At 45.9% G+C, this 25529-nt stretch carries 30 protein-coding genes and 1 pseudogene; 8 read left to right on the forward strand and 23 right to left on the reverse strand.

What is annotated here, in order from left to right:
* Positions 1 to 206: 206 nt before the first annotated feature.
* Complete coding sequence (locus ACFQZX_RS17520) at positions 207 to 1175, reverse strand: aldo/keto reductase (RefSeq protein WP_377117822.1); 969 nt, start codon at positions 1173 to 1175, stop codon at positions 207 to 209.
* Between the two features lie 92 nt (positions 1176 to 1267).
* Between ACFQZX_RS17520 and ACFQZX_RS17525 the strand changes: the two genes are divergently transcribed.
* Positions 1268 to 1636, forward strand: a complete 369-nt coding sequence (locus ACFQZX_RS17525; protein ID WP_377117824.1) for a winged helix-turn-helix transcriptional regulator — start codon at positions 1268 to 1270, stop codon at positions 1634 to 1636.
* A gap of 288 nt (positions 1637 to 1924) precedes the next feature.
* On the opposite strand, the gene ACFQZX_RS17530 is transcribed toward ACFQZX_RS17525, so the two are convergent.
* From ACFQZX_RS17530 to ACFQZX_RS17545, 4 genes are all read right to left on the reverse strand, one after another.
* Positions 1925 to 2308, reverse strand: coding sequence for a nuclear transport factor 2 family protein (locus tag ACFQZX_RS17530; protein ID WP_377117826.1), 384 nt, complete (start codon positions 2306 to 2308; stop codon positions 1925 to 1927).
* Positions 2309 to 2442: 134 nt separating this feature from the next.
* Positions 2443 to 3342, reverse strand: a complete 900-nt coding sequence (locus tag ACFQZX_RS17535) for a SphA family protein (RefSeq protein WP_377117828.1) — start codon at positions 3340 to 3342, stop codon at positions 2443 to 2445.
* A 101-nt stretch (positions 3343 to 3443) separates the two neighbouring features.
* Positions 3444 to 4295: an N-acyl homoserine lactonase family protein gene (locus tag ACFQZX_RS17540; RefSeq protein WP_377117830.1), complete on the reverse strand. Its 852-nt coding sequence runs from the start codon at positions 4293 to 4295 to the stop codon at positions 3444 to 3446.
* A 78-nt stretch (positions 4296 to 4373) separates the two neighbouring features.
* Complete coding sequence (locus ACFQZX_RS17545) at positions 4374 to 5504, reverse strand: Gfo/Idh/MocA family protein (protein WP_377117832.1); 1131 nt, start codon at positions 5502 to 5504, stop codon at positions 4374 to 4376.
* 285 nt (positions 5505 to 5789) lie between these two features.
* Between ACFQZX_RS17545 and ACFQZX_RS17550 the strand changes: the two genes are divergently transcribed.
* On the forward strand, positions 5790 to 6149 hold the full coding sequence (locus tag ACFQZX_RS17550; protein ID WP_377117834.1) for a cupin domain-containing protein: 360 nt from the start codon (positions 5790 to 5792) through the stop codon (positions 6147 to 6149).
* A 31-nt stretch (positions 6150 to 6180) separates the two neighbouring features.
* Here ACFQZX_RS17550 and ACFQZX_RS17555 read toward each other — a convergent pair whose 3' ends face one another.
* Complete coding sequence (locus tag ACFQZX_RS17555) at positions 6181 to 6912, reverse strand: alpha/beta fold hydrolase (protein WP_377117836.1); 732 nt, start codon at positions 6910 to 6912, stop codon at positions 6181 to 6183.
* 288 nt (positions 6913 to 7200) lie between these two features.
* Here ACFQZX_RS17555 and ACFQZX_RS17560 point away from each other — a divergent pair, with 288 nt between their 5' ends.
* Entirely contained in the window at positions 7201 to 7800 is a 600-nt protein-coding gene (locus tag ACFQZX_RS17560; RefSeq protein WP_377117838.1) for a Crp/Fnr family transcriptional regulator, read from the forward strand.
* 4 nt (positions 7801 to 7804) lie between these two features.
* Here ACFQZX_RS17560 and ACFQZX_RS17565 read toward each other — a convergent pair.
* The 6 genes and pseudogenes from ACFQZX_RS17565 to ACFQZX_RS17590 all read right to left on the reverse strand — a co-directional run bounded on the left by ACFQZX_RS17565 (position 7805) and on the right by ACFQZX_RS17590 (position 11913).
* A pseudogene (locus ACFQZX_RS17565) lies at positions 7805 to 8301 on the reverse strand (prolyl oligopeptidase family serine peptidase).
* A complete protein-coding gene (locus ACFQZX_RS17570; RefSeq protein WP_377117840.1) occupies positions 8298 to 9806 on the reverse strand; it encodes a S9 family peptidase in 1509 nt (502 codons plus the stop codon). Before ACFQZX_RS17570 ends, ACFQZX_RS17565 begins: the two are co-directional and overlap by 4 nt.
* 150 nt (positions 9807 to 9956) lie before the next feature.
* A complete protein-coding gene (locus ACFQZX_RS17575; RefSeq protein WP_377117842.1) occupies positions 9957 to 10319 on the reverse strand; it encodes a hypothetical protein in 363 nt (120 codons plus the stop codon).
* A gap of 108 nt (positions 10320 to 10427) precedes the next feature.
* On the reverse strand, positions 10428 to 10838 hold the full coding sequence (locus tag ACFQZX_RS17580) for an SDR family oxidoreductase (RefSeq protein WP_377117845.1): 411 nt from the start codon (positions 10836 to 10838) through the stop codon (positions 10428 to 10430).
* A gap of 12 nt (positions 10839 to 10850) precedes the next feature.
* Positions 10851 to 11246, reverse strand: coding sequence for a YybH family protein (locus ACFQZX_RS17585; protein WP_377117847.1), 396 nt, complete (start codon positions 11244 to 11246; stop codon positions 10851 to 10853).
* An 85-nt stretch (positions 11247 to 11331) separates the two neighbouring features.
* A complete protein-coding gene (locus tag ACFQZX_RS17590; RefSeq protein WP_377117849.1) occupies positions 11332 to 11913 on the reverse strand; it encodes a Crp/Fnr family transcriptional regulator in 582 nt (193 codons plus the stop codon).
* Positions 11914 to 12152: 239 nt separating this feature from the next.
* On the opposite strand from ACFQZX_RS17590, the gene ACFQZX_RS17595 reads away from it, so the two are divergent.
* Positions 12153 to 12575, forward strand: a complete 423-nt coding sequence (locus ACFQZX_RS17595; RefSeq protein WP_377117851.1) for an NmrA family NAD(P)-binding protein — start codon at positions 12153 to 12155, stop codon at positions 12573 to 12575.
* 51 nt (positions 12576 to 12626) lie between these two features.
* Here the strand turns inward: ACFQZX_RS17595 and ACFQZX_RS17600 are convergent, their stop codons facing one another.
* The gene (locus tag ACFQZX_RS17600) at positions 12627 to 14699 is read right to left on the reverse strand and encodes a S9 family peptidase (RefSeq protein ID WP_377117853.1); all 2073 of its coding nucleotides are present in this window, start codon (positions 14697 to 14699) and stop codon (positions 12627 to 12629) included.
* A 262-nt stretch (positions 14700 to 14961) separates the two neighbouring features.
* On the opposite strand from ACFQZX_RS17600, the gene ACFQZX_RS17605 reads away from it, so the two are divergent.
* The 3 genes from ACFQZX_RS17605 (at position 14962) to ACFQZX_RS17615 (ending at position 17188) form a co-directional block, all read left to right on the forward strand.
* Complete coding sequence (locus ACFQZX_RS17605) at positions 14962 to 15708, forward strand: SDR family oxidoreductase (RefSeq protein ID WP_377117855.1); 747 nt, start codon at positions 14962 to 14964, stop codon at positions 15706 to 15708.
* Positions 15709 to 15767: 59 nt separating this feature from the next.
* The gene (locus tag ACFQZX_RS17610; protein ID WP_377117857.1) at positions 15768 to 16358 is read left to right on the forward strand and encodes a hypothetical protein; all 591 of its coding nucleotides are present in this window, start codon (positions 15768 to 15770) and stop codon (positions 16356 to 16358) included.
* A 446-nt stretch (positions 16359 to 16804) separates the two neighbouring features.
* Positions 16805 to 17188, forward strand: coding sequence for a TraR/DksA family transcriptional regulator (locus ACFQZX_RS17615; RefSeq protein WP_377118617.1), 384 nt, complete (start codon positions 16805 to 16807; stop codon positions 17186 to 17188).
* Between the two features lie 32 nt (positions 17189 to 17220).
* Here the strand turns inward: ACFQZX_RS17615 and ACFQZX_RS17620 are convergent, their stop codons facing one another.
* Positions 17221 to 18348, reverse strand: a complete 1128-nt coding sequence (locus tag ACFQZX_RS17620; RefSeq protein WP_377117859.1) for a GAF domain-containing protein — start codon at positions 18346 to 18348, stop codon at positions 17221 to 17223.
* A gap of 228 nt (positions 18349 to 18576) precedes the next feature.
* On the opposite strand from ACFQZX_RS17620, the gene ACFQZX_RS17625 reads away from it, so the two are divergent.
* Positions 18577 to 18804 carry a hypothetical protein gene (locus ACFQZX_RS17625; RefSeq protein WP_377117861.1) on the forward strand — a complete coding sequence of 76 codons (228 nt, stop codon included), beginning with the start codon at positions 18577 to 18579 and terminating at the stop codon, positions 18802 to 18804.
* A gap of 124 nt (positions 18805 to 18928) precedes the next feature.
* Here ACFQZX_RS17625 and ACFQZX_RS17630 read toward each other — a convergent pair whose 3' ends face one another.
* From ACFQZX_RS17630 to ACFQZX_RS17670, 9 genes are read right to left on the reverse strand one after another with little or no spacing between them, the layout of a single operon-like run.
* Complete coding sequence (locus tag ACFQZX_RS17630) at positions 18929 to 19237, reverse strand: hypothetical protein (protein ID WP_377117863.1); 309 nt, start codon at positions 19235 to 19237, stop codon at positions 18929 to 18931.
* A gap of 20 nt (positions 19238 to 19257) precedes the next feature.
* Complete coding sequence (locus tag ACFQZX_RS17635) at positions 19258 to 20106, reverse strand: hypothetical protein (protein ID WP_377117865.1); 849 nt, start codon at positions 20104 to 20106, stop codon at positions 19258 to 19260.
* Between the two features lie 57 nt (positions 20107 to 20163).
* Positions 20164 to 21297, reverse strand: a complete 1134-nt coding sequence (locus tag ACFQZX_RS17640; protein ID WP_377117867.1) for a conjugative transposon protein TraM — start codon at positions 21295 to 21297, stop codon at positions 20164 to 20166.
* Positions 21298 to 21330: 33 nt separating this feature from the next.
* Entirely contained in the window at positions 21331 to 21948 is a 618-nt protein-coding gene (traK, locus tag ACFQZX_RS17645; protein ID WP_377117869.1) for a conjugative transposon protein TraK, read from the reverse strand.
* 49 nt (positions 21949 to 21997) lie between these two features.
* Positions 21998 to 23128: a conjugative transposon protein TraJ gene (traJ, locus tag ACFQZX_RS17650; protein WP_377117871.1), complete on the reverse strand. Its 1131-nt coding sequence runs from the start codon at positions 23126 to 23128 to the stop codon at positions 21998 to 22000.
* A gap of 5 nt (positions 23129 to 23133) precedes the next feature.
* Positions 23134 to 23775, reverse strand: a complete 642-nt coding sequence (locus ACFQZX_RS17655) for a TerB family tellurite resistance protein (RefSeq protein ID WP_377117873.1) — start codon at positions 23773 to 23775, stop codon at positions 23134 to 23136.
* Positions 23776 to 23786: 11 nt separating this feature from the next.
* On the reverse strand, positions 23787 to 24431 hold the full coding sequence (locus tag ACFQZX_RS17660; protein WP_377117875.1) for a hypothetical protein: 645 nt from the start codon (positions 24429 to 24431) through the stop codon (positions 23787 to 23789).
* Between the two features lie 28 nt (positions 24432 to 24459).
* Positions 24460 to 25131 (reverse strand): conjugal transfer protein TraI, encoded by a 672-nt coding sequence (locus ACFQZX_RS17665; protein WP_377117877.1) that lies wholly within the window; start codon positions 25129 to 25131, stop codon positions 24460 to 24462.
* The gene (locus ACFQZX_RS17670) at positions 25128 to 25526 is read right to left on the reverse strand and encodes a hypothetical protein (protein ID WP_377117879.1); all 399 of its coding nucleotides are present in this window, start codon (positions 25524 to 25526) and stop codon (positions 25128 to 25130) included. The genes ACFQZX_RS17665 and ACFQZX_RS17670 overlap by 4 nt, the downstream gene beginning before the upstream one ends.
* Positions 25527 to 25529: the final 3 nt, after the last annotated feature.

The raw sequence follows: 25529 nt of genomic DNA on the forward strand, positions 1-25529 counted from the left end.
TAGTTAATCTATTCAAAAGATCGCTCTGTCAAGATTGCTTTTCAAACCTCAAACACGGTTAATCCGAATGTCCGGCGGGAACACTATAGAAATAAAATAAGATTCGCGGGTATTCTTTAATGTTCTCATTTTACTAATGCTTACGGCAGTCTTAGACAAATAAAATCTCGATTTATTCATAGTAAATACCTATGAACGACCTTTAGTTAATAGGATATCTGAACTGTTTTAAGAAGATCATGTGGATAGCCAAGCGAAATTTCACTTAATACGTTAAGTTCGCTGATATGCTCATCGGTCAATTTTAGTTCCAAAGCATTAAGGGCTTCTGACAAATGGTTTATTTTGCGGGCCCCTATAATAGGAAAGCCGCCACGATCGAACGTCCAGGCAAGAGCTACCTGACCGGAGGTTGAATGCGTTTCGGTGGCAATTGTCTCCAATTTGTTTAAGATACCGTGTGTGGTTTCGTCTTCACGGACAACATCGTCTCTGGATCGCAGAAGCCTGCCGGTTTCACCATGCCGATATTTACCGGTCAGCAGCCCGCCCGCTAAAGGCGAATAAAACATCGTTCCAATGCCTAAATGACCGGCCATGGGTAGCAACTCACGCTCAGCGGTACGCTGGGTCAGGTTATATTCTATTTGTAAGGCGGCTAAAGGCACCATTTGGGCAACCATACTTGCTTTCCAGGCCGGAAAATTGGCCAAACCCGTGTATAATACTTTTCCTGCTTTTACAAGGTCTTCTAAACCGCGCGCTATCTCCTCCAATGGCGTCAGCCCATCGTCGTAATGTGGCATATAGATATCTATGTAATCTGTTTGCAACCGTCTCAGACTACCATCTACCGCCTGTTGCATCGATTTCCGATGATTACCGAGATTCGCAGGTTTAGGATCGGACTCACTACTTCTCGTATATTTTGAACAAACAACAAAGTTGTTCCGCTGTGATTTAATAAACTCCCCGACTTTTTCTTCTGCTTCACCTAATTGATACCGATCGGAAATATCTATAAAGTTGCCTCCTGCATCGGCATAGGTACCTAAAATTGCAGGTATTTCTTCAGCTGAAGCACCGTATCCCTTCCGCGCGCCAAAATTTGCGGCACCTAATATAATTTGGCTAACCGGCAATCCGGTATGTTTTCCAAAAAGTTGATATTTCATTTAGCCAAAATCGAACAATTACTATACTGTATCAATAAGGGCTAAATTCAGCCGTATAACATAGGACGCTCAAATGACTTAAATTTGTCCGCATGTATAACAGAAAACTACCTTTAGAATTATCCTGCGGCCTGCACCTTTTTATGGAAATTATGAATGGGAAATGGAAGATCGATCTGATATGGAGTATTCATTCCGGTATTAATCGTCCTGCCGAATTACATCGGCAGATAGCAAGAGCTTCAAGGCGATTACTGGATTCTCACTTGAGCCAGTTGGTCAGCCATGGCATTATCAACAAAAAAGTTTATGATCAAAAAACAAAAAAAGTTGAATACAGCTTGACATCTCTGGGCGAAACTCTTATTCCGGTCATTGAGGTAGCCGCACGCTGGGGAGAAACCCACCGGGAAATTCTGGAACCGCTGTTCGTTGACGTTGGTCATAGTACAGGATCCTGAAAAAATTATTGTAATGCCAGGGTTTGGAAAATATTTTCATTCAGCCATGAATTTATGAAATCGTACATTGTTTCTTCCAAGTCATTCACATGGTACGTCCCTTCGGAGGTACTTTAGTGTTAAGGATATTTGATGATGCCTCCCTGTTTTAATTCCTGTTACGCGACCGCCCCAACTCCATATCCATATTTGACTTTTAAATCTGCCAAGCCGCACTAAGCTATGTATCACAGGATAGGCGGTTTCCAGCAAGCCTCCCATGACCTTTAACATAACAGCCTGAAATATTTATTGAGGTAATCTGGCACTTTGGTGCATAACAAACCTCCACTGGGAATCTTCCTGTTTCCAAACCCCTGCATAAACGCAATGTAAGATTACGGGTAAAGAATTGATCTCGGCCTCCACATAAACTTTGCCATTTAAAGTAAATGCTGTTTCCCCAAGTTCGATCACATCATCTACTTTAACAGTAACCTGATTGTACTTTGCAGAACCGGAATTCAAACGTTCAAGAAATGAATCAAAATTATCAGCAAATCCACCGGCATGGCCATAAAAAAGGTCTTTTGAAAAGTATTTTTTTAACTCGTCTAAATCACCTGTTTCCATTGCTGCACAACGCTGGTTTTCCAGTTCTGTAGCAAGCGTTTTAAGTTCCTGTTTATTCATATTTTATAATAACGTAAAATAGTTTTTATTCGCCAGCTAATAAGCTGGCACGAACCTTTGGCATTGTATCCATAAATAAGGATATTTTTATCATTCGGGCCCATGGTCTTCTATTATTTTCTTAGATGTAAGTTTCAGAGCGGAAGGCCCAGCAAGATCGTCATCCTGAATCCTTTCGGCCTGTTTTTTGCTTCGCTCTCCCAAAAGCATTTGATCTCCATAGAAGATTTTCCGGCTCCGGCAATACCGATTCCCGGGCCTATCCCGAGAATATTTTCCCGGGTATCATTGATACCAATTTGATGCTGGTAATAACGGTTGTCGCCATTATAACTGTCCTCACCCAGCTGGGCAAGATAATAACCGGCCGCTTCCAAGGTTATCTTGTCCGATAACTTGAGCTCCAAAGCATAATTCAGGTTGTAAGCGGGACCGGGTCTGTCCGGCTGATCAATCTGTCTGGTATAGAAATAGAAATTATTTTTTACACTAACTGCAAATCGGTCAAGTGGCTCTGCAGTGAACTCGAAATGTGCAATAAAACGGTACCTATTCGTTCCCGGGTTTATGTCATAGCGGTGATAAAAAGACCCCGTTGGGGCTACCAAATTGCCCCCTAACTGAAAAGATACAGGTAGCTTTCCGATATGCTGGTCATACCATTGCAAAAATACCCCGAGCGCGGCATCGCCCAACGGATTAGGGTTGATGCTTTGCTTAAATTCGTTTGCGCTGCTATTTCTGACCAGGGGAACCAGTAAATTAAAACCAAGGTAGCTTTTTAAAACGCGTACACGGCTGATATACATCAGCTGCTGCAGCGAAAGTGTATAGCTGGTCAACGGCGATCCGGAAACTGCCTTGCCTTCGCTGTTTGTATTACCTGAAGGCTGGAACATCTGGATATGCTGCAGATAATAAAGTCCGGGTGGTTTGGCTTTCCCCGCCTGCAGATTTGTCAAACCAAAATTTACACCCGGGAGTTTCGGGTCCTGTGCAGAAGCGGCTGCGGATATAAAGACGATAAAATGCAACAATAAGTGGCTTATTTTTCGATGTCTGCCATAGCCGGATAAACGGCAAGGTTTGCAGGCCCCGGCCCGTCTAATGGGAATAAAAGAAATTATGCCCACAACTATTCAAGATATTTGGGGAAAAGCGGGAGAGTGGAAAAATCTTCAGGGGAATGCTGCAAAATGACCCTCGCCTTCAGGTTTCTCACAAGCTTGTCAAACCGGTCGAATGAGGCCAGTTCATCAGAACGGCTATAATTTCCGGCATCAACCAGCTTTTTCTCGTAGGTCTCTTTAGTATGATAAAGATCACCCGTGATCATTACATTACCGGCTCCGGCAAGCTTAAGGAGCAGTGACTGGTGGCCAGGTGTGTGCCCTGGTGTACGGATGATCCTCAATGATCCGTCACCAAACAGATCGGTATCACCTTCCAGGGTGATGACCTTTGCCGACTTAAGGGGTTCGATCAGTTTACGCTGGACGCTTGACGGGGTTGGCAATGAAAAAGCCCATTTCATTTCATTTTTTGAAATAAGGAAATTAGCCGTCGGAAACAACGCAATATTGCCTGAATGGTCAGGATGCAGGTGGGAAAGTGCTACATACCTGATATCCGAAGGTTTAAGCCCAAGCTGTTTGAGCTGGGAAACAAGCGTTTTATTTACAGTGAACTGGATGCCCAGTTTTTTAACACCCGCCGGCTGGCTGGCGATAGCGTCCCCGTTGCCCGTGTCCCAAAGAAGCCAGTCCTTGCCATGTTTGATGAGGTAACAGGGCACTGCCATTTCTCCGGGCTCATTCTCGTGTTCGCCGGTGTCGTAAAAAATTCCCATATTTTTAAAATACAGATGGCCCCCGTCGAGGGCATAAAGCCTTATATCCGTATTCGCAGGGCTTTGGCTGTAACTCTCAACCGCGGGTATCAGAATGGCGGTAATTAAAATTAAACGACTTAAAAAAAACTTTTTCATTTTTATTAGTTTATTGTCGGCTTACGCTGGCCAATTTTCTTTAAACAAGTATGATCAATGTATTAAACCTGACGGATTCTAAGATCTTGAAATATCAGCTCTGAGGCTTTCCGGGCGCAGCGCCCGTTGTTCTATCGATGCAATAAGTTCATGGTGTTTAACCGCGTATGCAAAGTTGGGATAGGTTACGTCACGTGAACAGATATCTTCAGCGATCTGACGGTAAGCATAATACAGGCCGCGGGAAGGTTCGGCTTCATAACCCGGGATACCTCCGTCCTCCGGATCAAATTCCGAGGGAATACTCAGTGTTTCCGGCTTTTGACTACCGAAAGTTACCGCCATTTGTAGCTTACCGAACTGCAGGTGGCCGGTAGGTGATGTTATCGTTAACTTACCCTTTGTACCGTAGATTTCCCATCTGAGATTTTCTCCTCCATATTCCCCTCCGTGAAAATAGATGACTGCAACCACTCTGTCTGCGAGAATAGCGTTCGCAACACTCTGATCGTTGGTCAGCTGCGGGATAATTTTATTAGTGCCTGTAATTGCAACCTCGCTGTTCGTTCTTGCCAGGAAAGCCGAACACAATGAAACCCCTCCAATGCAGTACTGCAATCCATCAAGAAGATGTGCGAAAGGAATGTGCAGCATGGTCGCTCCATTCGCCGGGTCAATCAGGTAACCAAGGGATTCATCCGGCAGCATTGTGCCCCAGTTGTTCCCGCCGCCGGTGACCGTAGTGGCAAGTACCTTTCCCAAGTTTCCTTCACCAAGCCAAGCTTTGAGAAACCGGAGTTCGGGAAGGCTGGTCGACTGTAGTCCGCAGAAGGTCCTGACATTTCTGGTGTTTGCATCATCCCTAAGTTTTTTTGATTCTTTCAGTCCGTTCCCGAGCGGCCATTCGCAATAAACCATTTTTCCTGCAGCTAATACCTTTTCAACCAGTTCGGCATGGCCTGATACCTTCACCGCAACCACTACCAGGTCGACATCGGGGTTATTTATGAGGTCGTCGGCATTAGAGAAAGCCCCCGGGATCCCGAATTGATCTGCAGTTTTCCGGGCGGTTTCAGCATTGCGGGTACTGACTGCGGTAACGGTAAAGTGTTTATCAAGCATTTTTAAAGCAGGCAGATGGCTGCGCACAGCCCAGCTTCCCTCGCTCGCGCCAATGATGCCGACGCCAATCGTTTTTTCTGTTTTCATGAAAGGTAGTTAATTGTTTTTCAAAGATCTGGACAAATTCCTTATAACAAATTTCGGATCTTGAATACGCTTATCCCTTGATGTATGTTAAGGGTTTAGTATAAATCCGCATTCTTAAAATATTATATAGATATTCGCACGATCAAGATGGAAATGTTGTATTGCCACCATTGCGCTTTATAAAATATAGATATTTGATTGGAGTCCTTTTTAAAGCCGGGCTTACTTATTAAATACTATTAGGATTTAATTCTATTACAATTGACTGTTTAAAAAATGCCGGAAATGATCGATCTGCTGGATTTTCAAAAATTAGGCGAAACATATGAGTTAAATAATCATAATGAATTGATCGGTGCGGTCAATGACCATATCGTCAGGCTTGCTGTTATGACCGAACGCTACCCAAGGCATGTTCATCCCAATTCAGATGAGATATTTATCGGGGTTGAAGGTATCGTGATCATAGAAACTGATCAGCAAGTTTTTGAGCTATCCCCTGGTATGTGTCTTACTATCCCCGGTAAAACAGCCCACTCAACCCGTCCCAAAACGGACAGGAGTGTAAACCTGACCATTGAAAGAAAAGATACTGAAACAGTTTTTCTAGATAACGATTACCAAAGCCAGAAGGACTATAAGTAAATGCAGGGCAATCACGATTCCGTATCACCTGTTAATAATTACCAGCAATAGATAACAGTATGTGCGTTAGTTCATCTGGTTTGGAAAGTTGCGGGGTATGCCCGCTGCTTAATTCGTAGGTTTTTTTTATTCCGGCAAATTTTGCCATTTCCTGTTGACGATTAATGCTGATTGCATTATCGTGCAGCGTATAAATATAATATTTGGGTATTGCGCCGAATCTTTCAGCGGTCAGGGTAAGTGCGGTTCTGTTCGGTTCAGCAGGTTCGTCTTGGTATTGTGTTATAAACAAGTCAGCAAAATGCTTCGCATCCTGAATAAATATTTCTGCCAGGTCCTTCTGGTCAAATCGCAGCACCGATTGATCCTCAGATAAAACAACTTTTTTCATGACCAATGATTCGGTGTCCTGCATGGCCAGTTTCAATAGCGAGTCGCCATTGGCCGGAACGAATGCCGCAAGAAATACGAGCTTTTCAATTTTGACAGGAATGGATTCGGCGACTGCTGAAATGACCATCCCGCCCATACTATGACCAACAAGGATTGCCTGTCCATCGATACGCATCAATTGACTGATGACCGAGTCCCGGTAATCAGTCATCGTCAGATTTCCAGAAAACCCTCTTTCCGCACCATGCCCGGGAAGCTCGATATTTATAACTTCGTGGCCGCTCTGAGCCAGCTTAAGTTTAATTATTTCCCAGGCAAAATTTCCCTGCCATGATCCGTGAACTAAAACGAAAGTCTTTTGCTTTTCCATAGGCTTATTACTTGCAGCCATAAAAGGCGCAAATTCAAATATCTCGATTAATAAATTTCAAAGTGTTGACCTACGTTAAGACTTTAGATCGAGCGCACATCGTTACGACCGGGATCACTTATTTAGTCTTATGTGCTGCTTTTTCGGAGTTTCGTTAAGACAAAAAACTTAACATAAGTTAAGAAATGTGCTATGATATCATTTAGAATATATCCTTTATTTACCTTCGGGATTAAAACCGGATACCAATGGTGCCGGGCGGCGGCGGAAATATCTAACATATGATCAATGACAGTACTCAAAGAAATCTTTACCGGGCAAATGGGTTTGAAAGAATCACATTACCAAACGTTTATACAAACAGCACAATTGAAAACGATCGAAAAAAAAGATCACTTCATAAAAGCCGGATCTGTTTGTAACTATATAGGTTTTATTAATTCAGGCCTGATGCGCTCCTATGTCCAGGGAAAAGCCGCCGAGCATAATACGGATTTTTACTTTGAAAATTATTTTGTAAGCGCTTATTCCAGTGTGGTGACACGATTGCCTACCGAGCATTCGATCCAGGCACTGACCGATGTGGAAATTTACTGTTTATCCCTGGAGCAACTGAATACATTGATACAAGAGGATACAAACTGGCTTAGGTTCAGCAAATATGTCGGAGAATTTTTTCTTATACGAAAGTGCAAGCGGGAAATATCATTCTTGAAACTTTCAGCGAATGAACGAATGGAGGATATGCTCAGCAACTATCCCGGGATCGAACAGCTTGTATCGCAATATCACATTGCATCCTATCTTGGCATCAAGCCCGAGTCACTGAGCCGGATAAAATTGCTTGAGGCCTCGGGAGGAAACCGCATAGATGAAAAAATAGCTTAAAGCTTCAGCGCTTCACCCCTCCGAACTTTTCAAACCATTCCAGTATTACCCCCATCTCTGCCGCGTGCTGGGAAGGCCTTCGGGCAAGCCCCTCGTGGCTTGCTCCGGGCACGATGACCAGTGCAGCAGGGACGCCGCGTAACTTTAATGCCCGGTAGAACTGGGCGGATTCACTTACCGGAGTACGCTTATCGGCATCGCCTACCAGGAGCATAATAGGGGTCTGTACATTACCGTCCAGTGACAGCGGCGACCGCTGCCAGTAGCCCAAAGGATCTTCCCACGGCATCTTGGAAAAATTGTAACGGATCCCGTTGAATTGGTCTGTAGCCAGATCGTGACTGATCCAGTTTATAACAGGTTTTGTGCTACAGCGGCTTTGAACCGGTTCGTTTTGCCCACTATCCATGCAGTCAGCAGCCCGCCTGCTGAACCTCCTATTACAAATAGCCGTTCCGGATCCGCGAACCCTGCCCTGATAGCCTCGTCAACCATGCTCATGAGGTCATCATAATCGTGCGAAGGAAATTGATGGCTATCTGATCTGCATAACCCTGGCCGTAAGAGGTAGAGCCGCGCGGGTTGCCGTAAATAACCACATATCCTGCCGCTGCCAGCAACTGAAAGTCCGCTGAAAACTCTTTCCCATAACTTCCGTAAGGTCCGCCATGTATATAGAGTATCGCAGGACAGCGTTTCCCCGGTTCATACCCGGGCGGAGTGACCATCCAGGCGCTGACCGCTTGCCCGTCGTAATTAGATCTCAAATTAAGCTTTCTTACGCTCCCTGTTAAGCGCTGACGCATCAGGCTGTCACTGATCCGCACAAGTGTAGACTTTTTGTTGTTTTGATAGACAGAAACCTCAGGCGGGCGGGTGGGCTCATCATCCTCAAAACAAAATCTGCCATCCCTGGAAACAGAAAATTCACGGTCCCCGCCTAATCCGGTATAAATGATGACCGGTTTGAGACCGGGCCTGACCGATGCTAAGCAGGTATTGCCATTATCATCGAAGGAAAAGTAAATGTTTTTGCCATCAGCTGACCACACCGGATGCTGTGGCTCCCGGTCAAAGCCGGTAAGGATTTCTTTTCTATTGCTGCCATCAGCAGACATCAGGTATAAACCAGGCGCGGTGAAAGACTTAAAAGTTTCGTCATACCCTAAATAGGCGATCCATTTGCCGTCGGGCGAAACAGCCGGTGACTGGTCAGGCCCGGAACGGCTGGTAAGCTGGCTGACACGGCCACTCGCAAGGTCGATCTTGAATATCTCTGAATTTACAGGATTAATTGAAGCATCCTTCATATGATTGGCGCTGTATACGATGGCGCTGCCATCTGGCATCCAGCAGAAATCATCATTTTCATTATAACGGCCATCGGTCAGTTGCTTTGGCTTTCCGCCGGTAATCGCTATCTTGAATATTTGATTGTACCCCTTCTCAATATATCCGGCACCATCTGCTTCCCAGTAAATACTGTCTATATATCTAAGGGGTTCTGCCCAATTTGCTCTTTCAGGCCGGATCAAATGGTCAAATTTCGGTACCTTATGAGCATCTGATAACGGAACAAAACCTGAAAAAGCGATCATACGACCATCAGGTGACCAGGCCATTTTTCCCGCACCATGCTCTAATTTGGTAACGATATGTGTCTTTCGGTTTTTGATCTCCATTACCATAAGTGTGTTATTGGAGATAAAGGAAAGATATTTTCCATCAGGCGACCACCTTGGCTGAAAGCTTTCGGCGGGTAAAAGCTGTTCCTGCCTTTTGGTATTTACATTGATCAGCCAAATATGACGGGATAACCGGTCTGTCATCGCATCCGGCGTTATCCTGACGTAGACGGCGGAATTGCCATCGGGACTTATCTGCACATCTGCAGCCTTTTCCAGGGCAAAAAGGTCGGCAGGTTTTAAATGCTGTTTAGGGCTTTCCTGTCCGGACCCGGAAAGAAAATTCATCAGAAATGTGGAAAGCAACAATATTTTTTTCATGTTCCGGCTGTGTCTTTCTACTAATATCAATATCAGTGCTCCTTAAAAACTAAAATATCTCAAAGTCTTAACAATGGTTAAGACTTTGAGATATCAAAACCTGACTTTTTGAACTTTCATATTTATGGAATGGTTTAGGAAACACTCTGGCTATTCATGGGCGTAAACTTTGGCAAAATCGCGCGCAAAGTCTTCCAGTTTGACCTTTCCGAACGCCGGCTTGTGGCGGTCATAATCTTCTCTGGATCTGCCGTCAGCAACGGCCTTTCCCATATCAACCAGGTTACGGGCCACATCTTCCCCTAAGCCAGCACCGACCATGCCTTCGAATGCCTCTTTGTCTGTAAAAGTAGCCCACTTCAGGTCAGGCTTGCCGATCGCTTTTCCGATGATCGCTGCTATATCCGAGATTTTCCTTTCGTCGCTCACTACATAACGGACGCTTTTCCCGGTAAAGGCCAATTCAGAAAGTTCTTCAAAGGCTGCCTGTGCAATATCTTCTGGATGCGCCATGGTAGAATGACACCACCATAATTGTTGCCCAAAACCCCCAAGTGTTTGATCATGCTGATATTGCCGAACAGGTTGGTGTAGAAGGAACCCGGGCGGAGATGGACAACGTCAGCACTTAACTGGTTGTATAATCCTTCCACATGGTGGTATAGGCTTACCAGCCCTCCGCCGCTTTTTTAAATGAGCACCCATAGAGCTCAGGTTAACTATTTTTTTAACCCCTGCCCGAACGGCCGCTTCAATGGAACTTCGTCCCGCCGAATAAATAAATTGCTGCCAGTTGTCAGCATCCATTTTTGGCGGTATCATAGTATAAACGGCGTCAGCGCCTGCAAACGCTTTGCTTAGGAATTCTGTATCCAATATTGATCCTGTCAGCGTCTCAGCTCCAAGCGCTTCAATCTCAGCGATGTGTGATTCCCTGCTGGTGATGATCCTCACCTGGTGGCCGGCATCCAGGAGTTTTTGGGTCAGCGGCTTGCTGATATTACCGGTTGAGCCGGTAATCGTGTATTTCATAAAAATGGTTGTTTATGGCTTTGAATTATTATTAAAAATATAACTGTTGATCTTCCATTGGCCGGCCATATTTTCCAAAATAAAGATCTCCTTATTATTTACCGGCAAAACGGTACCGCTGGACTTGATTTTCGACGACCCGGTGGAATGGGTCCGTACTACGGCCAGCCTATCGTCTCCGCCGATATCGTCTATCTCATAGCTGACCTGAAGTTTAAATGCGGACAGCATGTTCTGGTATGCCGCAAGGATATTCAGGCCGCCTGTCACTGCCGGCGCACCCTGAGGCATCAGGACGCCATTTTCTGAAAACATGCCAGTCAGGGTATCATGGTCGGCATTGTTAATGGCTTCGGTGTAGGCAGCGATGAGTTTACTGATCTCTGCCGTTTGTTTATTTTCTGACATTTCTTTCGCTTTTTTATTAAAGCAAAATAACGATGCTCCCGGCAAACCTACCCTTGAACAAGTTTAAGAAATGAAATATCGATAGCTATTTACCGACGAGCTTGCGCCGGATCTTGCTCAGGAATTCAGGAGTGATGCCCAGGTATGACGCGATCTCGGTATTGGGCAGCCGGTTAGCCAGGGCCGGGCTGCTTTTCAGAAAAGATTCATAGCGCTGGTCTGCTGTAAAACTTATGTTTTGCAGCATCCTGGCCTGCAGGTCCTGGTATTTATTTTCAACGATCACCCGGAATATCCGGTCAAACTTTGGAAAATGATGAAAGAGATAAATTAATTCTTTCCGACCGATGGATAGCACGATAGACTTTTCCAACGCCTCAATGTTCAGCGGGCTTGGCTGACAGGAATGAAAACTTGAATTATCTGTGATCCAGTCGCCTTCAGCTGCAAATTGTATATTATGCCCCGCCCCGTCCGGATCAGTCGTATACATTTTCAGGAGACCGCTTTTTACAAAACAATAATGTTCACAAACCTCTCCGGCAGTTAGCAGCATGCCCTTTTTCCTGACCGTTTTTTCAATCACCCGCTCAGTAAGCGCATCCCGCTCGGTTTGCCTGAGCGGGATATAGCTGCTGAAATATTCGAAAAGTGATGTTGTGAACATAATACCCAAACTGACCTTAAAATACTGAACGTAAAGCTAAGGTATTTTCACCAGGTTGTGCAGCAGAATGGCCAAGATCGGAACGGGATATCAAAGCCCTCTTCATTTTTCAGAAAGTCTTAACCTATGTCATGACCCGACCTGACGCTTGTCAGTATTTTTGAGATCCGGAAATAAACTGCTTTCCTGGGGTGAGACCCTGTGAAGCGTCGTTATTATTTACCCCCGAATATTTTGGTATGAGCAAGCAAAAGATAACCGTATGCGGAGCAACCGGAAACCAGGGAGGCGCTGTGGTTACCGAACTGCTTATGCAGGAGAAATACGCCGTCACCGCACTGACGCGAGATCCCGGATCGGCAGCGGCCCGCAGCCTCGCTGTACGGGGTGCCCATATTGTTAAGGCAGACCTGCGGGATATGAATTCCCTTAAAGCTGCTTTTAACGGAGCAGATGGTATTTTCGGCTTGACACAACCCTGGAACTACGAGTTGGGCTGCTTCGATATTAATGCAGAGATCAGACAGGCTAAAAATATTATCTGGGCGGCAAAGGCTGCCGGTGTACCCGGTATCGTTTTCAGTACGATATTAAACCTGAGTGCTACGATTTCAAAAGTTCCCTGGATCGACTGCGACGAAGATCATCCGGATGTATCATGAAGTGGAACGTTTCATTCAGTTTTATTATTGAAAGCAGCGCCGATATGTCCGCTATTTTACCGGGTTTCCCTTAAACCGTGCGAACCAATCCAGAATGATATAAGTGTTTTGGATCAGCTGACCGGCTGATGAACTTAATGAGCTGTGGGTGGCTCCCGGGACAATGACCAGTTTTGTCGGGATATCTCTGAGCTGTAAGGCATGGTAGAATTGAAGCGATTCACTTACAGGTGTCCTACTGTCGTTCTCTCCGACCATTAAAAGTGTCGGGGTGGTAACCTGATCCGCAAGTGAAAGCGGTGAATGCTGCCAGTACGCCAGTGGGTCCTGCCATATATTTTTTTTGAAGATGTACCTGGAATTAGCCACATATTGGTCATTGCTCAACGCTTGTGACAAATAATTGATCACAGGCTTGACGGCCGCGGCCGCTTTAAAACGGCTGGTCTTACCGACTATCCACGCCGTTAACAGGCCTCCCGCAGATCCGCCTGTCACATATGATCTGCTGCTGTCAGCAAGGCCCGCATCAATCACTGCATCTGTAGCACTCATCACGTCCTCATAAGCAGGGCCGGTAATATTACCGTGGGACTGATCAGCAAATGTAAAACCGTACGATGTGGATCCACGGTAATTGACCTTCATGACGATGTACCCCGCTGACGCAAATAATTGGGCCTCTGAAGACCAGGCAGGCCCGTCATTCCCATGCGGTCCGCCATGCAATGAAACGATCAGCGGGTACCTGCGTCCGGAAACATGATCTGGTGGCAGCGTTAGCCAGGCTCCGACGTTTGCTCCGTCAAGTTTTGACTTGAATTTGAATTTCCGGACCTTGCCCGTCCGCACCTGGTCGATCAAACTGTCATTTAAGTGCGTCAGGGTTCTCATGTTCCCATTTTTAAGTCGCAGCATGATCTCTGCCGGACGATCACCATCGGTCCGGGAGACCGCGACCGATCCGTTCGCGGCAAATTTTGACAGCTCATTGATATGATCTGTAAGCACTTTAATGTGCCCGTTCAGATCCAGGGTGCTAAGGTTGGTGACTCCGTGGTCTTCGTAAACGATCTCGATCTGCTTACCATCAGCAGACCATTCTAAATAACCGATCTCGCGGTCAAGGTCTTTGCTGATCGATCTCAGGTCGCGGCCATCGGTCCCCAATAAGAAAAGTTCGCCTTTTTCGTAATCCTTCGATCGCTCACGGGTACCAAGAAACGCCAATGTCTTTCCATCCGGCGAAAGGGCCGGCTCCCTGACCGCGTAAGGGAATTCGGTCAGGCGTTTTACTGTCTTGTTCTCAATATTCACGCTGAACAAACTTTCTGTATAAAGACTGATTTCCCTTTCTTTTACCCGGCTGGAAATGAAATAGATCGTTTGCCCGTCTTTACTCCATAGTGGTTTGCCTCTTTCAGAATACTCTCCGAAAGTTATTTGCCGGGCTTCTCCTCCGGCTGCAGGAACGATGAAAATGTGTGTAACGCCAGGTGCGATCTCTCCTCCGGCATCACTGAAAAAATGTTTACGCTCATAGGTCTTCGGCATTGCCGGCCATTGAGCTCCTTTTGGCTTTTCGAACAGCGCGATGGTCGTATCCGGCCTATTCCTGATAAATTTTGTAAAGGCAATAAACTTTCCATCCGGCGACCAGCTGATGTCTTCGGCATTTTCCGCTAATGTTACGTTGGCCGCATCCGGTCGCTGTATTTTTGCAATTTTTAATACCGTCGTTCCCGACGTGGTTGACAGGTAAGCGATCTGTGAACCATCAGGTGACCAGCGCGGAGAAAACAGTTGTTCCTTTGACAATGGCTGATCATTACCGGTCGCTGTATTAATAATCCGGACCGTTGCGATACTACGATCAGTTATGCTGTCAGTTTGCAGACGTGTGTAAATCAAAGATCGCCCGTCAGGACTTAACTGCAGATCAGATGTACGGCGAATACGGAAAAGATCATGCCAGTTAAATGTCCGGGATTCACGTTCCGTAATATTCTTCTTTGTACTTACCGTGAGGTCCGGGGTTTGTTGCGCACTCGCTATGATATGCGATATAAACAGGATAAATAAGAGAAGAACTTTTATTTTATTGACCATTATGCTTTGTGCCATAATTTATTTTATGCTGTTCCAATACTTCATTATTATAAATAAACTAAAGTAGTGATCAGTTTTAAGCAATAGCTGTTCAATACTAAAGTCTTAACATAGGTTAATTAAAATTTGATCTTTCGCTCTGCAATTTTTTAAAAACCGGAAAGATAAGATGGCCTTGTCCGGCAGGTAACTCACTGCGCTTTTAACTACAACAAAAGGCGTTTTGGTCGCATTTCTGCTATTATTGAACCGCATTTTTGCTTGATAAAACAACAAAATGAAATTACATAAAAGCACCATACTCATAACTGGCGGCACAAGCGGGATCGGTTTAGAATTCGTCAAACAATTACTGCTGAAAGATGCGACCATTATCATCACAGGCCGCGACCTGAATAAATTAGAAGAGGTTAAAAAAAAATATCCGCAGGTCCATATTATAAAAAGTGATGTGGCAGCAAGCCATGAAATTGAGCATCTTCATGAGCAGGTCGTTCAGCAATTCCCTGCACTGAACATCCTGATCAACAACGCTGGGATCATGCGCAGTATCGATCTCCAGGATACCTCACGTGACATGGAGAATATCACCCGGGAAATAGGAACGAACCTTTCGGGCGCAATACATATGTTCCATCGATTTCTGCCGCACCTGAGGGCGCAGACATCTGCTGCCATCGTAAACGTTTCCTCCGGCCTGGCCTTTATTCCCTTTCCGCCATCACCAATTTACAGCGCGGCGAAAGCCGGGCTACATGCCTATACCCGTGTTCTGAGGCTGCAGCTTAAAAATACAAGCATAAAAGTGTTTGAGCTGGCACCGCCTCAGACCGAAACACCCTTATTGAATGAATTTTCGGACCTTGATCCGGATGGCTCCGGGCCGGTCATGAAAGTGGAAAAATTAGTGAGTGAGGCCATTAAAGGAATTTTAAAGGATAACTTTGAGATAAAACCCGGTATGTCAAAAAATATTGAAACTGATCAGCCGGATCGCACCGGATTTCTTTTTGGACTTTTTTGACCGTACCATTGAAAAGGGGAAATTAAAAAAGAAAGCCAAGCTTAAAAACAACAGCTAACATGACGCCTGTACGTATAAAGACGATCAGTGAATTTCTGAAGTGGAGGGGCTTGCCGAAACCTGCTCATCCGCTGATCACGCTCGTTGATTACGCGGATATCAAATTTTTGCCCGCAGATAACGCCAATGTAAGCGCTGTATTTGATTTTTATTCGATCGCTATTAAAAGAGATGCCGTTGGTAAGTTGTTCTACGGGCACGAGGAATACGACTTTGACGAAGGCGTGATGTTCTTTACCGCGCCAAACCAGGTTTTGAGATTGACTGAAGAACAAATTTCAGCAGACCGGTCAGGGTGGATCTTATTTGTTCACCCGGATTTTTTTTGGAACACCAGCCTTGCGGTATCGATGAAAAAATACAAATATTTTGGTTATTCCATTAACGAAGCACTTTTTCTGTCGGAGAAAGAGGAAAAGAAGATCAATACGATCATTCAGAACATCAGGGAAGAGTATGACGGCAATATTGACAATTTCAGCAAGGAGATCATTATCTCCCAGCTGGAAACTCTGCTGAACTATGCGGAAAGATTTTATAACCGGCAGTTCATTACACGGGAAAGATCGGCACACCAGATCCTTGTGTAAGTCCCGTTGTAGACGGGAACCCGAATAACTCGGCATAACGCTAGCTGCAAGACGGATGATAGGAACCGTACACGCTGCGTAAAGACAATACAATTCGGCGTAACGCCGACCAGCACCCTGGGCCAGTCAGCCACTTTTGCCAGGATCTTATCAAATACCAGCACCAGTTCTGCGGAGCTTCCCTTGAACAAACTGTCCAGGCTGACCCGCACGCAATAATGCCGGTATTCCGCCCAGGGTAATTCGCGTTCACATTTGGGACAGGTCCCACTCATGATCTTAAAATATTTCTTTCTTCTGATTCGTCTAGTGGTAATGAAACCGCGTAAAAGAAGTTTTCTTATGCACAGCAGACCGAACGCTTGCGAAATTACAACACTATTTTGATGCACGCTATTACAAAAGAATTATCGTAATTTTGTTGTTTTTAATGAATGTAAACGATGATGCAGGAAGAGCGCACTAAGACAAGATACAGTGACAGTGAATTAAAGGAGTTCCGGGAACTGATCCTGGACAAGATCCGCATAGCCCGGGAAGAACTATTGGACCTGGTAGGCAGCTTAAGTTTATCCAATGCCAACGGCGACGAAGAGGTGATTGCCGGCAAGGCGCTGGAGGATGGCTCGGCCGCTTATGAAAAAGAGCAGATCAACCAGCTCGCAGGCCGGCAGAAAAAGTTCGTCGAGCAGCTGGAAGCTGCGCTGGTCCGGATCGAGAATAAAACGTATGGGATCTGTCGTACGAGCGGCAAGCTGATCCCCAAGGAGCGGCTGCGGGCGGTGCCGCATACTACACAAAGCATGGAAGCGAAATTAAAGCAGTCCTGACCAATCTGGAGCTGTTGCCGGAGAGTCAAGGTTTAAAGTTCCGGATGCAGACCACTGTCTGCATTGGAGTGATCATTCGCCGTATAGCCCACCACCATGTGGATTTTTTCATCCAGCTCCAGCACCGCTTTTTCCATCAACTCCAGTTCCTCTATACCGGATACCCGCTCATCGCTTTTCATAAGATTCATTAAGCCCATAATGGAAGCTACCGGCCTGCGCAATTCATGCGACTGGATGAAAGCGATCTCGCGAAGCGATTCGTTTTGAGCAGTAACAGTTTGTTCATGTTCTACTCTTGCCGTTACATCTGTCGAATTTACGGAAACCCCAATAACCTCTCCATCAGGATTAAAGGCCGGCTCATATTTGATCAGCCACCAGATCTGCCGGTCGCCATAATTGATTTTCCTTTCCTCGAACGCAGCGGTGCCTTTCAACGCCTTCTGGTAATTCTTATAAAAATCATCTTTGAATTTCGGATTGAGGTATTCGGTCATCTCGTTACCCCTAACCAAGGTTCTGTTATAAGCGGCAGCAACGATTCTTTCTATCGCTTTGTTAAAGGCCAGTACTTCGAAATCTTTTCCCAACAACAAATGGCAGTCGATCGAACTTTCAAAAAAGGAACGTAGCTCGATCTCCGAACGTTTGGCGGCGATGAACTGGTCCTTCAGGATCTTGATGCTGCTGTCAAATTCCAGCAATTGGATCACCTGTTTGGACAAAGCGGCCAGCATTTGTTGCTGGAGATCGTTCAGTTCCTTAGGCTGCTGGTCGATCACGCACAGGCTGCCCAGGTTCAACCCGTCCTGTGTGGTCAGCGGCGAGCCGGCATAAAAACGAATATTCGGATCACCGGTTACTAGCGGATTACCCGCAAAGCGCTCATCAAGATGCGCGTCCGGCACCATCATCACCTGGTATTGTTCGATCACATGGGTACAAAAAGCATCTTCCCGTGAAGTCGTATCCGGCCTGAAGCCCACTTTGAATTTAATAAATTGCGAGTCCGCATCGATCAGCGTGATCAATGCCGTAGGCGTGCCGCAGATCCTGGCGGCCAGCTCCACAATTTCCTGCAGTTCTTTATCTTTGCTGATCTCCAGTTTCAAAAAGCGGTTCACTGCTGCCAGCCGTTCGAGTTCTCTTAAGGGCATAATTAATTTGGGATGATCTACGGATAAATATAGTTAAAAGTTCTATTACCTGAGCGTCTAGCCAGCTGGTATTATACTAACAGGATTTGCTGACTTTAACGATCAAATTCATTGTACTATTAAATCAGCGGTTGAGTAATTAACTCTACAGAATTCGTTCCAGCCAACCAGTTTAAGCCTTTCAAAACATTGGAATGATACTTGCCCTTTTGAATTAAATTAGTTTACATGACTGAATATGCCCGTTTGCTCCAGGCACTCTATAACGAATTAACTGTAAAGGGTTTTGATGCCAATCCGCAGTGTTATATTCAATGTGTTAACGAAAACCTGCAAGAGTTACACCGCCTGATCGGGTGGCGTCAGGCATCTCGTTTTCAACTGGCGGTATATGCAGAAGCAGGTTATTGGCTTTACCGTATCAAAGAACTTGCAGAAAAATTGAAACTCCAGTAGCAAAAATTACAACTTTCAAAGTTACACGGTAATAAAGGAAGCATAAGTCAACTTTGAAATCAATGCATATACTGGGAAAGAATATAGTTATTCCGGCCCCTGCTGCTTTAAGTACTCGACGATTTTAATCCTTAAAGCTACGGTTTTGTACCAAAAGCAGGTGTACTTTACTAGACTGATTCCGCTTGAAGGAAGGTTCGTACTGAATATATCCGTAGTCATTCAGTTCTTTAACAGTTTTATGATAAGTCGCTGGCGCTGAAATTTTAGCAATTCGCATAATCTCGTAACTGTAAGCGCAAAGCGGATTCTGGCACCCATACAGTTGCCAATAGTGGAGTAATGCGGCATAAATACCAATATGGGTGATACTTATGCGCGCATCGTTTTCAATGGCTGCGAAAAAATCCGATAACGGCTTAATCCTTTCCATGCTTGACAAGACTGGTCATTTCAGGATACCCGAACCCGCTGCTTAGCCTTTTCAGCTTTACTAGGTTTGGTATCTTCGGCAGTTGTTTGCTTTTCAGCTTTTTTGTTGTCCTGCCGGAGCGTGCCGGTCTCTGCCTGTGCCACATTTTCACCCAGTGCCTGTTTCTGGCTTTGCACCGGCTTTACCTCCATACGGACCATGTTCGCATCATAAAAATCAAAGGTCTTGTTGAGCGGATTAGCCGCAATGGACACTTTAACCTCCTGACCATCCTGAACGACTGTCGCTTTTTGCACATTGCCTTTTTCAAGCGAGGCGGTAAGCCTGGCCTTATCATAAGCATCTTCCAGTTCTTTCACCGGGAATTTTTCCAGCGTTTTTTCGTGGTCCCAAAACACTTTACGGGTCAGGAAATTTCCCTGTGCGTCACTTTCCTTAAAGTTGACCACCGCCCAGGATTTGTAAGTCTCGTCCGTTGGCTTAAACCGGGCGTGCTCTCCTTCACCTACTTTTTCCAGTTTGTTAAATTCTTTAAACACCGCCCGGCCATTCAGCAGATTATACCGTTCTTTCAATGTGATGTTATTCTCTTTGCCAATAAAAAAGGTCTGCTTCAGGGTTTCTTCCGATTGGGCCTGTTTCATAGCCATTTCATAGCTGTTGAAGAAATACAACTCGCCGGTCTTGGATTTCTCAAAATTCAGTGTGGAATTCACTTCATCATTCCCGAATTTAGTGGAATGTGACAACGTAAACTCTTTAGGTTGCTGTGCCATTTTGGATTTTAGTTCGTCGTCGAAACCTTCACCAAAGCCGGTGTACTTTACCTGGTTTTTCAGGTAATCATAATTTTTCATGTTGATTTCCATGTTGATCGATTTTAAGTGGATATTTAATTTTCCTTTAGCTGTGTCAAGGCCGGCAAGTTATTGCCGGAGTGCCTTTGATTTTGTATTGTCCCTCAGCAGGAGCAGATGCCCGTCACTCAGTTTGGCTTTGATGCGCTTAACTTTCTTATTAAAAAGACCCTTTGCCGCGTTGACCCCTGCACCGGCCAGTTGTGCGCTGAATGATGGATCAAGGCTCATGAACTCCATGCTTTGAACGCCGTTAGCAGCGCCGCTCCTCACCGCATCGTCCGTAATTGCTTCAGGCACCGAAATGCCTTCGAGGCCATCCGTCATGTCAAATACGGTAAGGTCAGCCGGTAAGATCATATTACCGATCCGGATCAACTTGATGGTCAATGCCAGTCGTTGGTTGTACAGACGCCCAGTCCCGTAAAGCAACTGTCCTTTTGGGATCAGCTGCCCGTTAATGGTGACGGTATCCAGCAATTTCAGTCGAACAACGGTTCCTTCTGTTATTTTTTGCTTGCCGTCAACCACTGCCGGAATTGCTTTGAACCGGAAATTTTCAATCGATGCTGCGTTAGAGTCAGCTTTTTGCATAACGCGTTCCGGGTGCTGAATATCCAGGATCCGTTCCAGCAGGCTATTCATCTGTTTGAGTTCGGGATCTTCCCGGTTTGTTGCATAGCCGGCATAGATCTGTTCCGCAGGCGAGGCTTTAGGATAGGCAGTGGTGACTGGTTCCGGCCGGGTAGTTGGCTGGTCGATCGTTGCCTGCAGCCTGGCCAGTTTACGGTTTAGCGCTGTTTCGACTGCCTGTGTGCCCTGACTTGTGACCGTAGTAGATCGCTCGTTTATCAGCCCCTGTCCGCCAATGTCCGGAACGGCTGAATTAACTGCCATCGAGTCAGTTGCTAAATGCTCTTTGTAATAAGGATCAGCTTTCATCAGCTGCCGGAGTTTAGCCGAATCGGATGCAGCGCGGTCATAATAGCCCATCTTATTTAGTGCAGAATCTTCCTTTAATTTCGCATCAGGTACTTTGGTGTTCAGGCCCTGGGGCTTTGATATTCCGGCCTGCACAGCTTCAGCCTTCCCGCCGCCCCCTACCCAGAACAATAAGGTAATAAAGGGCAGCATGGCGATGGGCAGCACCAGCAAAAGCTTTCGCCGGCGCATTTCTTTTTCAGAGATTGTTGTTGATTTCATATCATGATTTGTTTGTTGCTTATTGGAATTCTATTAATGATTGTCCACTTTCAGGTCCTTGTTCTCGATGGTATGCCATCGCTGGATCAGAAAGCCATGAGGGTTGTTGTCACTCCTCGAAATGCTTCTTAATTCTCCTTCTGTGATCAGGCTGCGGCTTACCGTGCTGCTCGTCCGGACAATATTTTGTACCCCATAGCACCGGAAATGGTAGGGGTAGCTGCGCAGGTCAACGGCAACACTATCAATCTTCAGTTCCTGGCTGACGTTACCAGCGATCATATTGGCGAAATACCCATTCTCCCGAAGGTTGTCATATTCATCTTTGGCAGAAGCGTCAGCCAGGTAGAGGGCCTTGGCAAGATTAGTCTGTATAACCTTTTCGTCCGGCGCAAGCGTAAAAAATAGTTCGTGAAAGGTCCTAATATGGTCACGCGCCTCTACCGCAAGGTTATCCTGCCGGTCTGTTGCGATGGCCTCCAGCACTTTGCCGTTGTAGAGTACATATAAGCGGCTTTGAATAGTTTTAACCAATGACTTATTCTGGTATTCGATATAGCCGATCGCTAAAAAGCAGCCTATGGTAATAATGATCGTAAATCCCCGCACATGCTGGAATGCGGTCTCGATGTTTTTGAATTTCTGAAACATGGTGTGCCTCCTTATTTTATTTGGTATCTATCCGTTATTTGAATTGAGGTTAAGTGCCTTTCCCCGTTAACTTGTCCTTAGAAACCGTGTTGTTGTCTGCGGCTGATGGCGGTGTTGCCGGAGGAGTTTGCGGGTTTTGAGCATTACTGTTGAAAAAGCCCTGCGATAGTGCACCGGAAACATAGTTCATTGCCATTGAACCTAATGCAGAGGTCTTTGCTGACAGCGCATGCCCGCCAACGTTCATGACATAATTGGCAATACTCGGCACGGTAAAGTAACCCACGATCCCGATCAGCAGAAAAATGAGATAAGCAGTATTACTGTTGCCGATCTCGTTGCCCGGAAGGTTGCCCGAATCTGCTGCCTGGATCATATTCGCCTGTATCCGGGCGATGATGGCACCGAATATATTGGCAATGGGCAGCCACATAAAGACGTTGACATAGCGGGCCAGCCACTGTTTCAACGTATGCTGAAAACCATCAAATACGCTCAGTCCAAAACAAAGCGGACCGAGTATAGCCAGCACGATTAATTTGAACGTTCGGATGGTATCCAGGCACAGGGCAGCGGCCTGAAACAATACATTCAGCACTTCTGCGATAAACTTTCTTGCCCAGTTCTTAATGCTCCAGCCGGAGAAAGCATCAGCGATTGGATTGGAACTACCTTTGCCTGCACCGTCTGAATCCGGATGACTGTACTGATACCATTTGTCTGGGTCGCCGGTTGCAGGTACCGGTTCCTGGCTTTCCGCATTCTCCGAGGCATGGTCTTCCAGCACCCTGGCAATTGCATGGTTCGAGGTGTCTACCATATGTTCAGTTGCGCTGACAACAGGTTGTAAAACCCCATTGATCAGGGAAAGCACCATTGGAAAGAATACAATGCAGAATCCCATAGCGAACGGACGCAGCAGCGGATAGAGGTCAATGGGTTCGGCTGAAGCAATATGTTTCCAAACCCGGGCACCGATGTACCACAACGCCGCAAAACCTGCAATACCCCGGGACACCCCGATCATACCGCTGCATAGCGGCATCATCTCGTCATAGAGCTTACGAAGTATACCATGCAGGCTATGCAGATCATCCGCAACCCCTTCGGCATGAGAAAATAAAGGCAAAAACGTGGCTACAACCGCCAGAAAGGCGGCCTTGAGTATTTGATTTTTCATAGCTGTTATTTAATACCGTAAAGGTTTTTGAGCGCGTTCCGCTCGTTCGTGTTAAATGACTTTTGGAGCGTAAATTTTGAAGCCTGATCGTTGAACCGCCGCAAAAAGCTCAGCTGGCTAAGGCTTTCGAAGTATAGCTGATCGATTGCCGCCAGTCTTTCGGCATCACTCATCCGCAGTTTGCTGTCCGTCATGACCAACGCTAAATCATCGAGATTCTTAAGACTTGCCTGAGAAAGTTGATCATACACCTCAACTATATAAGCGGATACCTGCGGACTGAAATGCGGGTCTTGAAGAAATTTACGGGAGGCGGCCTTGTACTCTTTAAGCAGGCTGGCTTGATTGGTGATAATATCCGCCGCCCTTGGGTATTTCCGCACCGCAGGACTCACAGCCAGCAGGCCGTTCAGGAATGTTTCGTGTAAGCTGAAATTACCTTTCGAAATATCTTTAACCATACCATATCCCTGGCTCAGCACATCAAATCCGTGATACATTTGATTGAGATTGCCTTTCAAACTAGCTAGCTTTTCATAATCCAGCGTGAGTTGTTTAATACAGTCGGCCACCGATTGTGCCCGTCCGGAGGAAGGGACTGACGTCCATGCCAGTAATGCAATCGTATATAAAATTGCTTTTTTCATTAGGATAGTGATTAATGAATGCCATATAACTTTTTAATTGCTGACTTTTCTTGGCTGCCTTGCTTCCGGCTCATGGCTAGCTTTCGGCATTTCCCGGTGAAATAGCCGGCAAATGCGTTTTTATCTTTCATCCCGGCATAAAGTTGGTCCAGCATGGCCATGCGCTGCTGGTCTGTTAGCTGTAACTTGTCTTTGGTCAGCAGTTCGGTCAATTCGTTAAGGTCCCGCTGGCTTTCTGCAAGCAGATGATTATAAACGCGGCTGAGATAAGTCATTTCCTCCCTGCTTAACTGTTGTTCTTTGTGCTGCCAGTCCAATTCCCGTTTAAATGTACCTGCCATCCGGTTCTGCAGGTCATAGATTTCTTTTACCTTCGGATTCTTCGCTACTGCCGGATTAACCTGTTCAAAGGAGTTGAAGTAATCAGCATGGAGTTCAAAAGACTGGTCTTTTAGGGCATGAACCGTCGTTAAGCCGCTATCCTTGACATTATACCCGCTTGTGAGCAGGGAATGTTGAATATACAATTGCGCAATCTGCTCTTTTAAGAGCTTTTCTTTCTTCTCCTGCTGGCTGAAAATGCCACCGAGGAATTGTGCTTTGGCCTGCGCAAACGTCAGGCTGATGAAAAGAAATAATAAGGTGTGATTTTTCATAGCTACTCCTTTCGTTTAAAGAATCGATTTAAAGGCCGTATAAGTTCCGGACACCCTGCCTGTCCTGCTCACTGGCCGACCTGGCCAGGCTAAGCATTTTGTTTTGCTGGTTGAACTGGCGCAGGTGATCCAGGTTAGTCTGCATAGTTCCGGAGGCCTGATGAATGCGCTGCATTCGTTCCGCATCGGTCATTTGTGTGCGGAACGAGGAGACCGCCAGCGTCAGATCATCGAGGTTGCGCAAGCTTTCTTCCAGAATTCCGCTGTAGATATTGTCCATGTACTGCAGTTCTTCCGTCCGGAAATGACGGTCCCTGCGAAACAGGGCATAAGCCGTCCGGTATTCGTCAAGCAGTTGCTTTTGACGCCGAATGATCGCTTTGACTTCCCGGTAACCTGCTATAATTCCCTTGACGGTATTGAGTTCCTGATAATAGCCCTGATACAGCTCTTTCTCTTTGTTCAGCCAGCCGGAAATATCGTTCAGGCTGCCCATGGATAGTTTGTTTTCCAGTTGCTGCTGGAGGTTTTGAACCTTCAGGGTTTGATTCTGTAATTCCTGAACCTTCAGGTCCAGGGCGATGATGACTTTCTTGATTATACCGGTAACCAGTCCTACACCCGGAATCTGGGCATCGGATCGCTGTGGTTGCAGTCCCAATATCAGAATCAGACCTGCTGTCGATAGTGCTTTCTTCATATGCTTTCGTTGGTTTGTTTGTAAAAGGTGACCACTTCATCAGGGGTATCCAGCCATTCTTCGAGGTAAAGCGCTTGATTAGGCGGATCGAAGATTAGGAGGCGGTGACTGCCAATGGCTATCAGGTGCCCGTTGCATTGCCAGCCGTAAGTGGCCAGCCAGCTTTGTTCATGGGAATACTGGCCATCTTTGTAGAACACCTGCGTTACTTTGTACAAGTGCCCTAGTGGAGCAATTGAAATCTTGATGATAAGGCCAGCATTTGGCCCATATTCATTGCAAACGGTAAAGTATTCCGCCTGCATTGCCTTCAGGCTGACGGCATGCCGTGAAAGATAACCTTTTACGAGGCGTAACAGCTGCCAGGTCCGGCTGATCAAATTTTGCTTTTCCATATC

This window comes from Mucilaginibacter litoreus, assembly GCF_042676805.1.
In the GTDB taxonomy this organism is placed as follows: Bacteria; Bacteroidota; Bacteroidia; order Sphingobacteriales; family Sphingobacteriaceae; genus Mucilaginibacter; species Mucilaginibacter litoreus.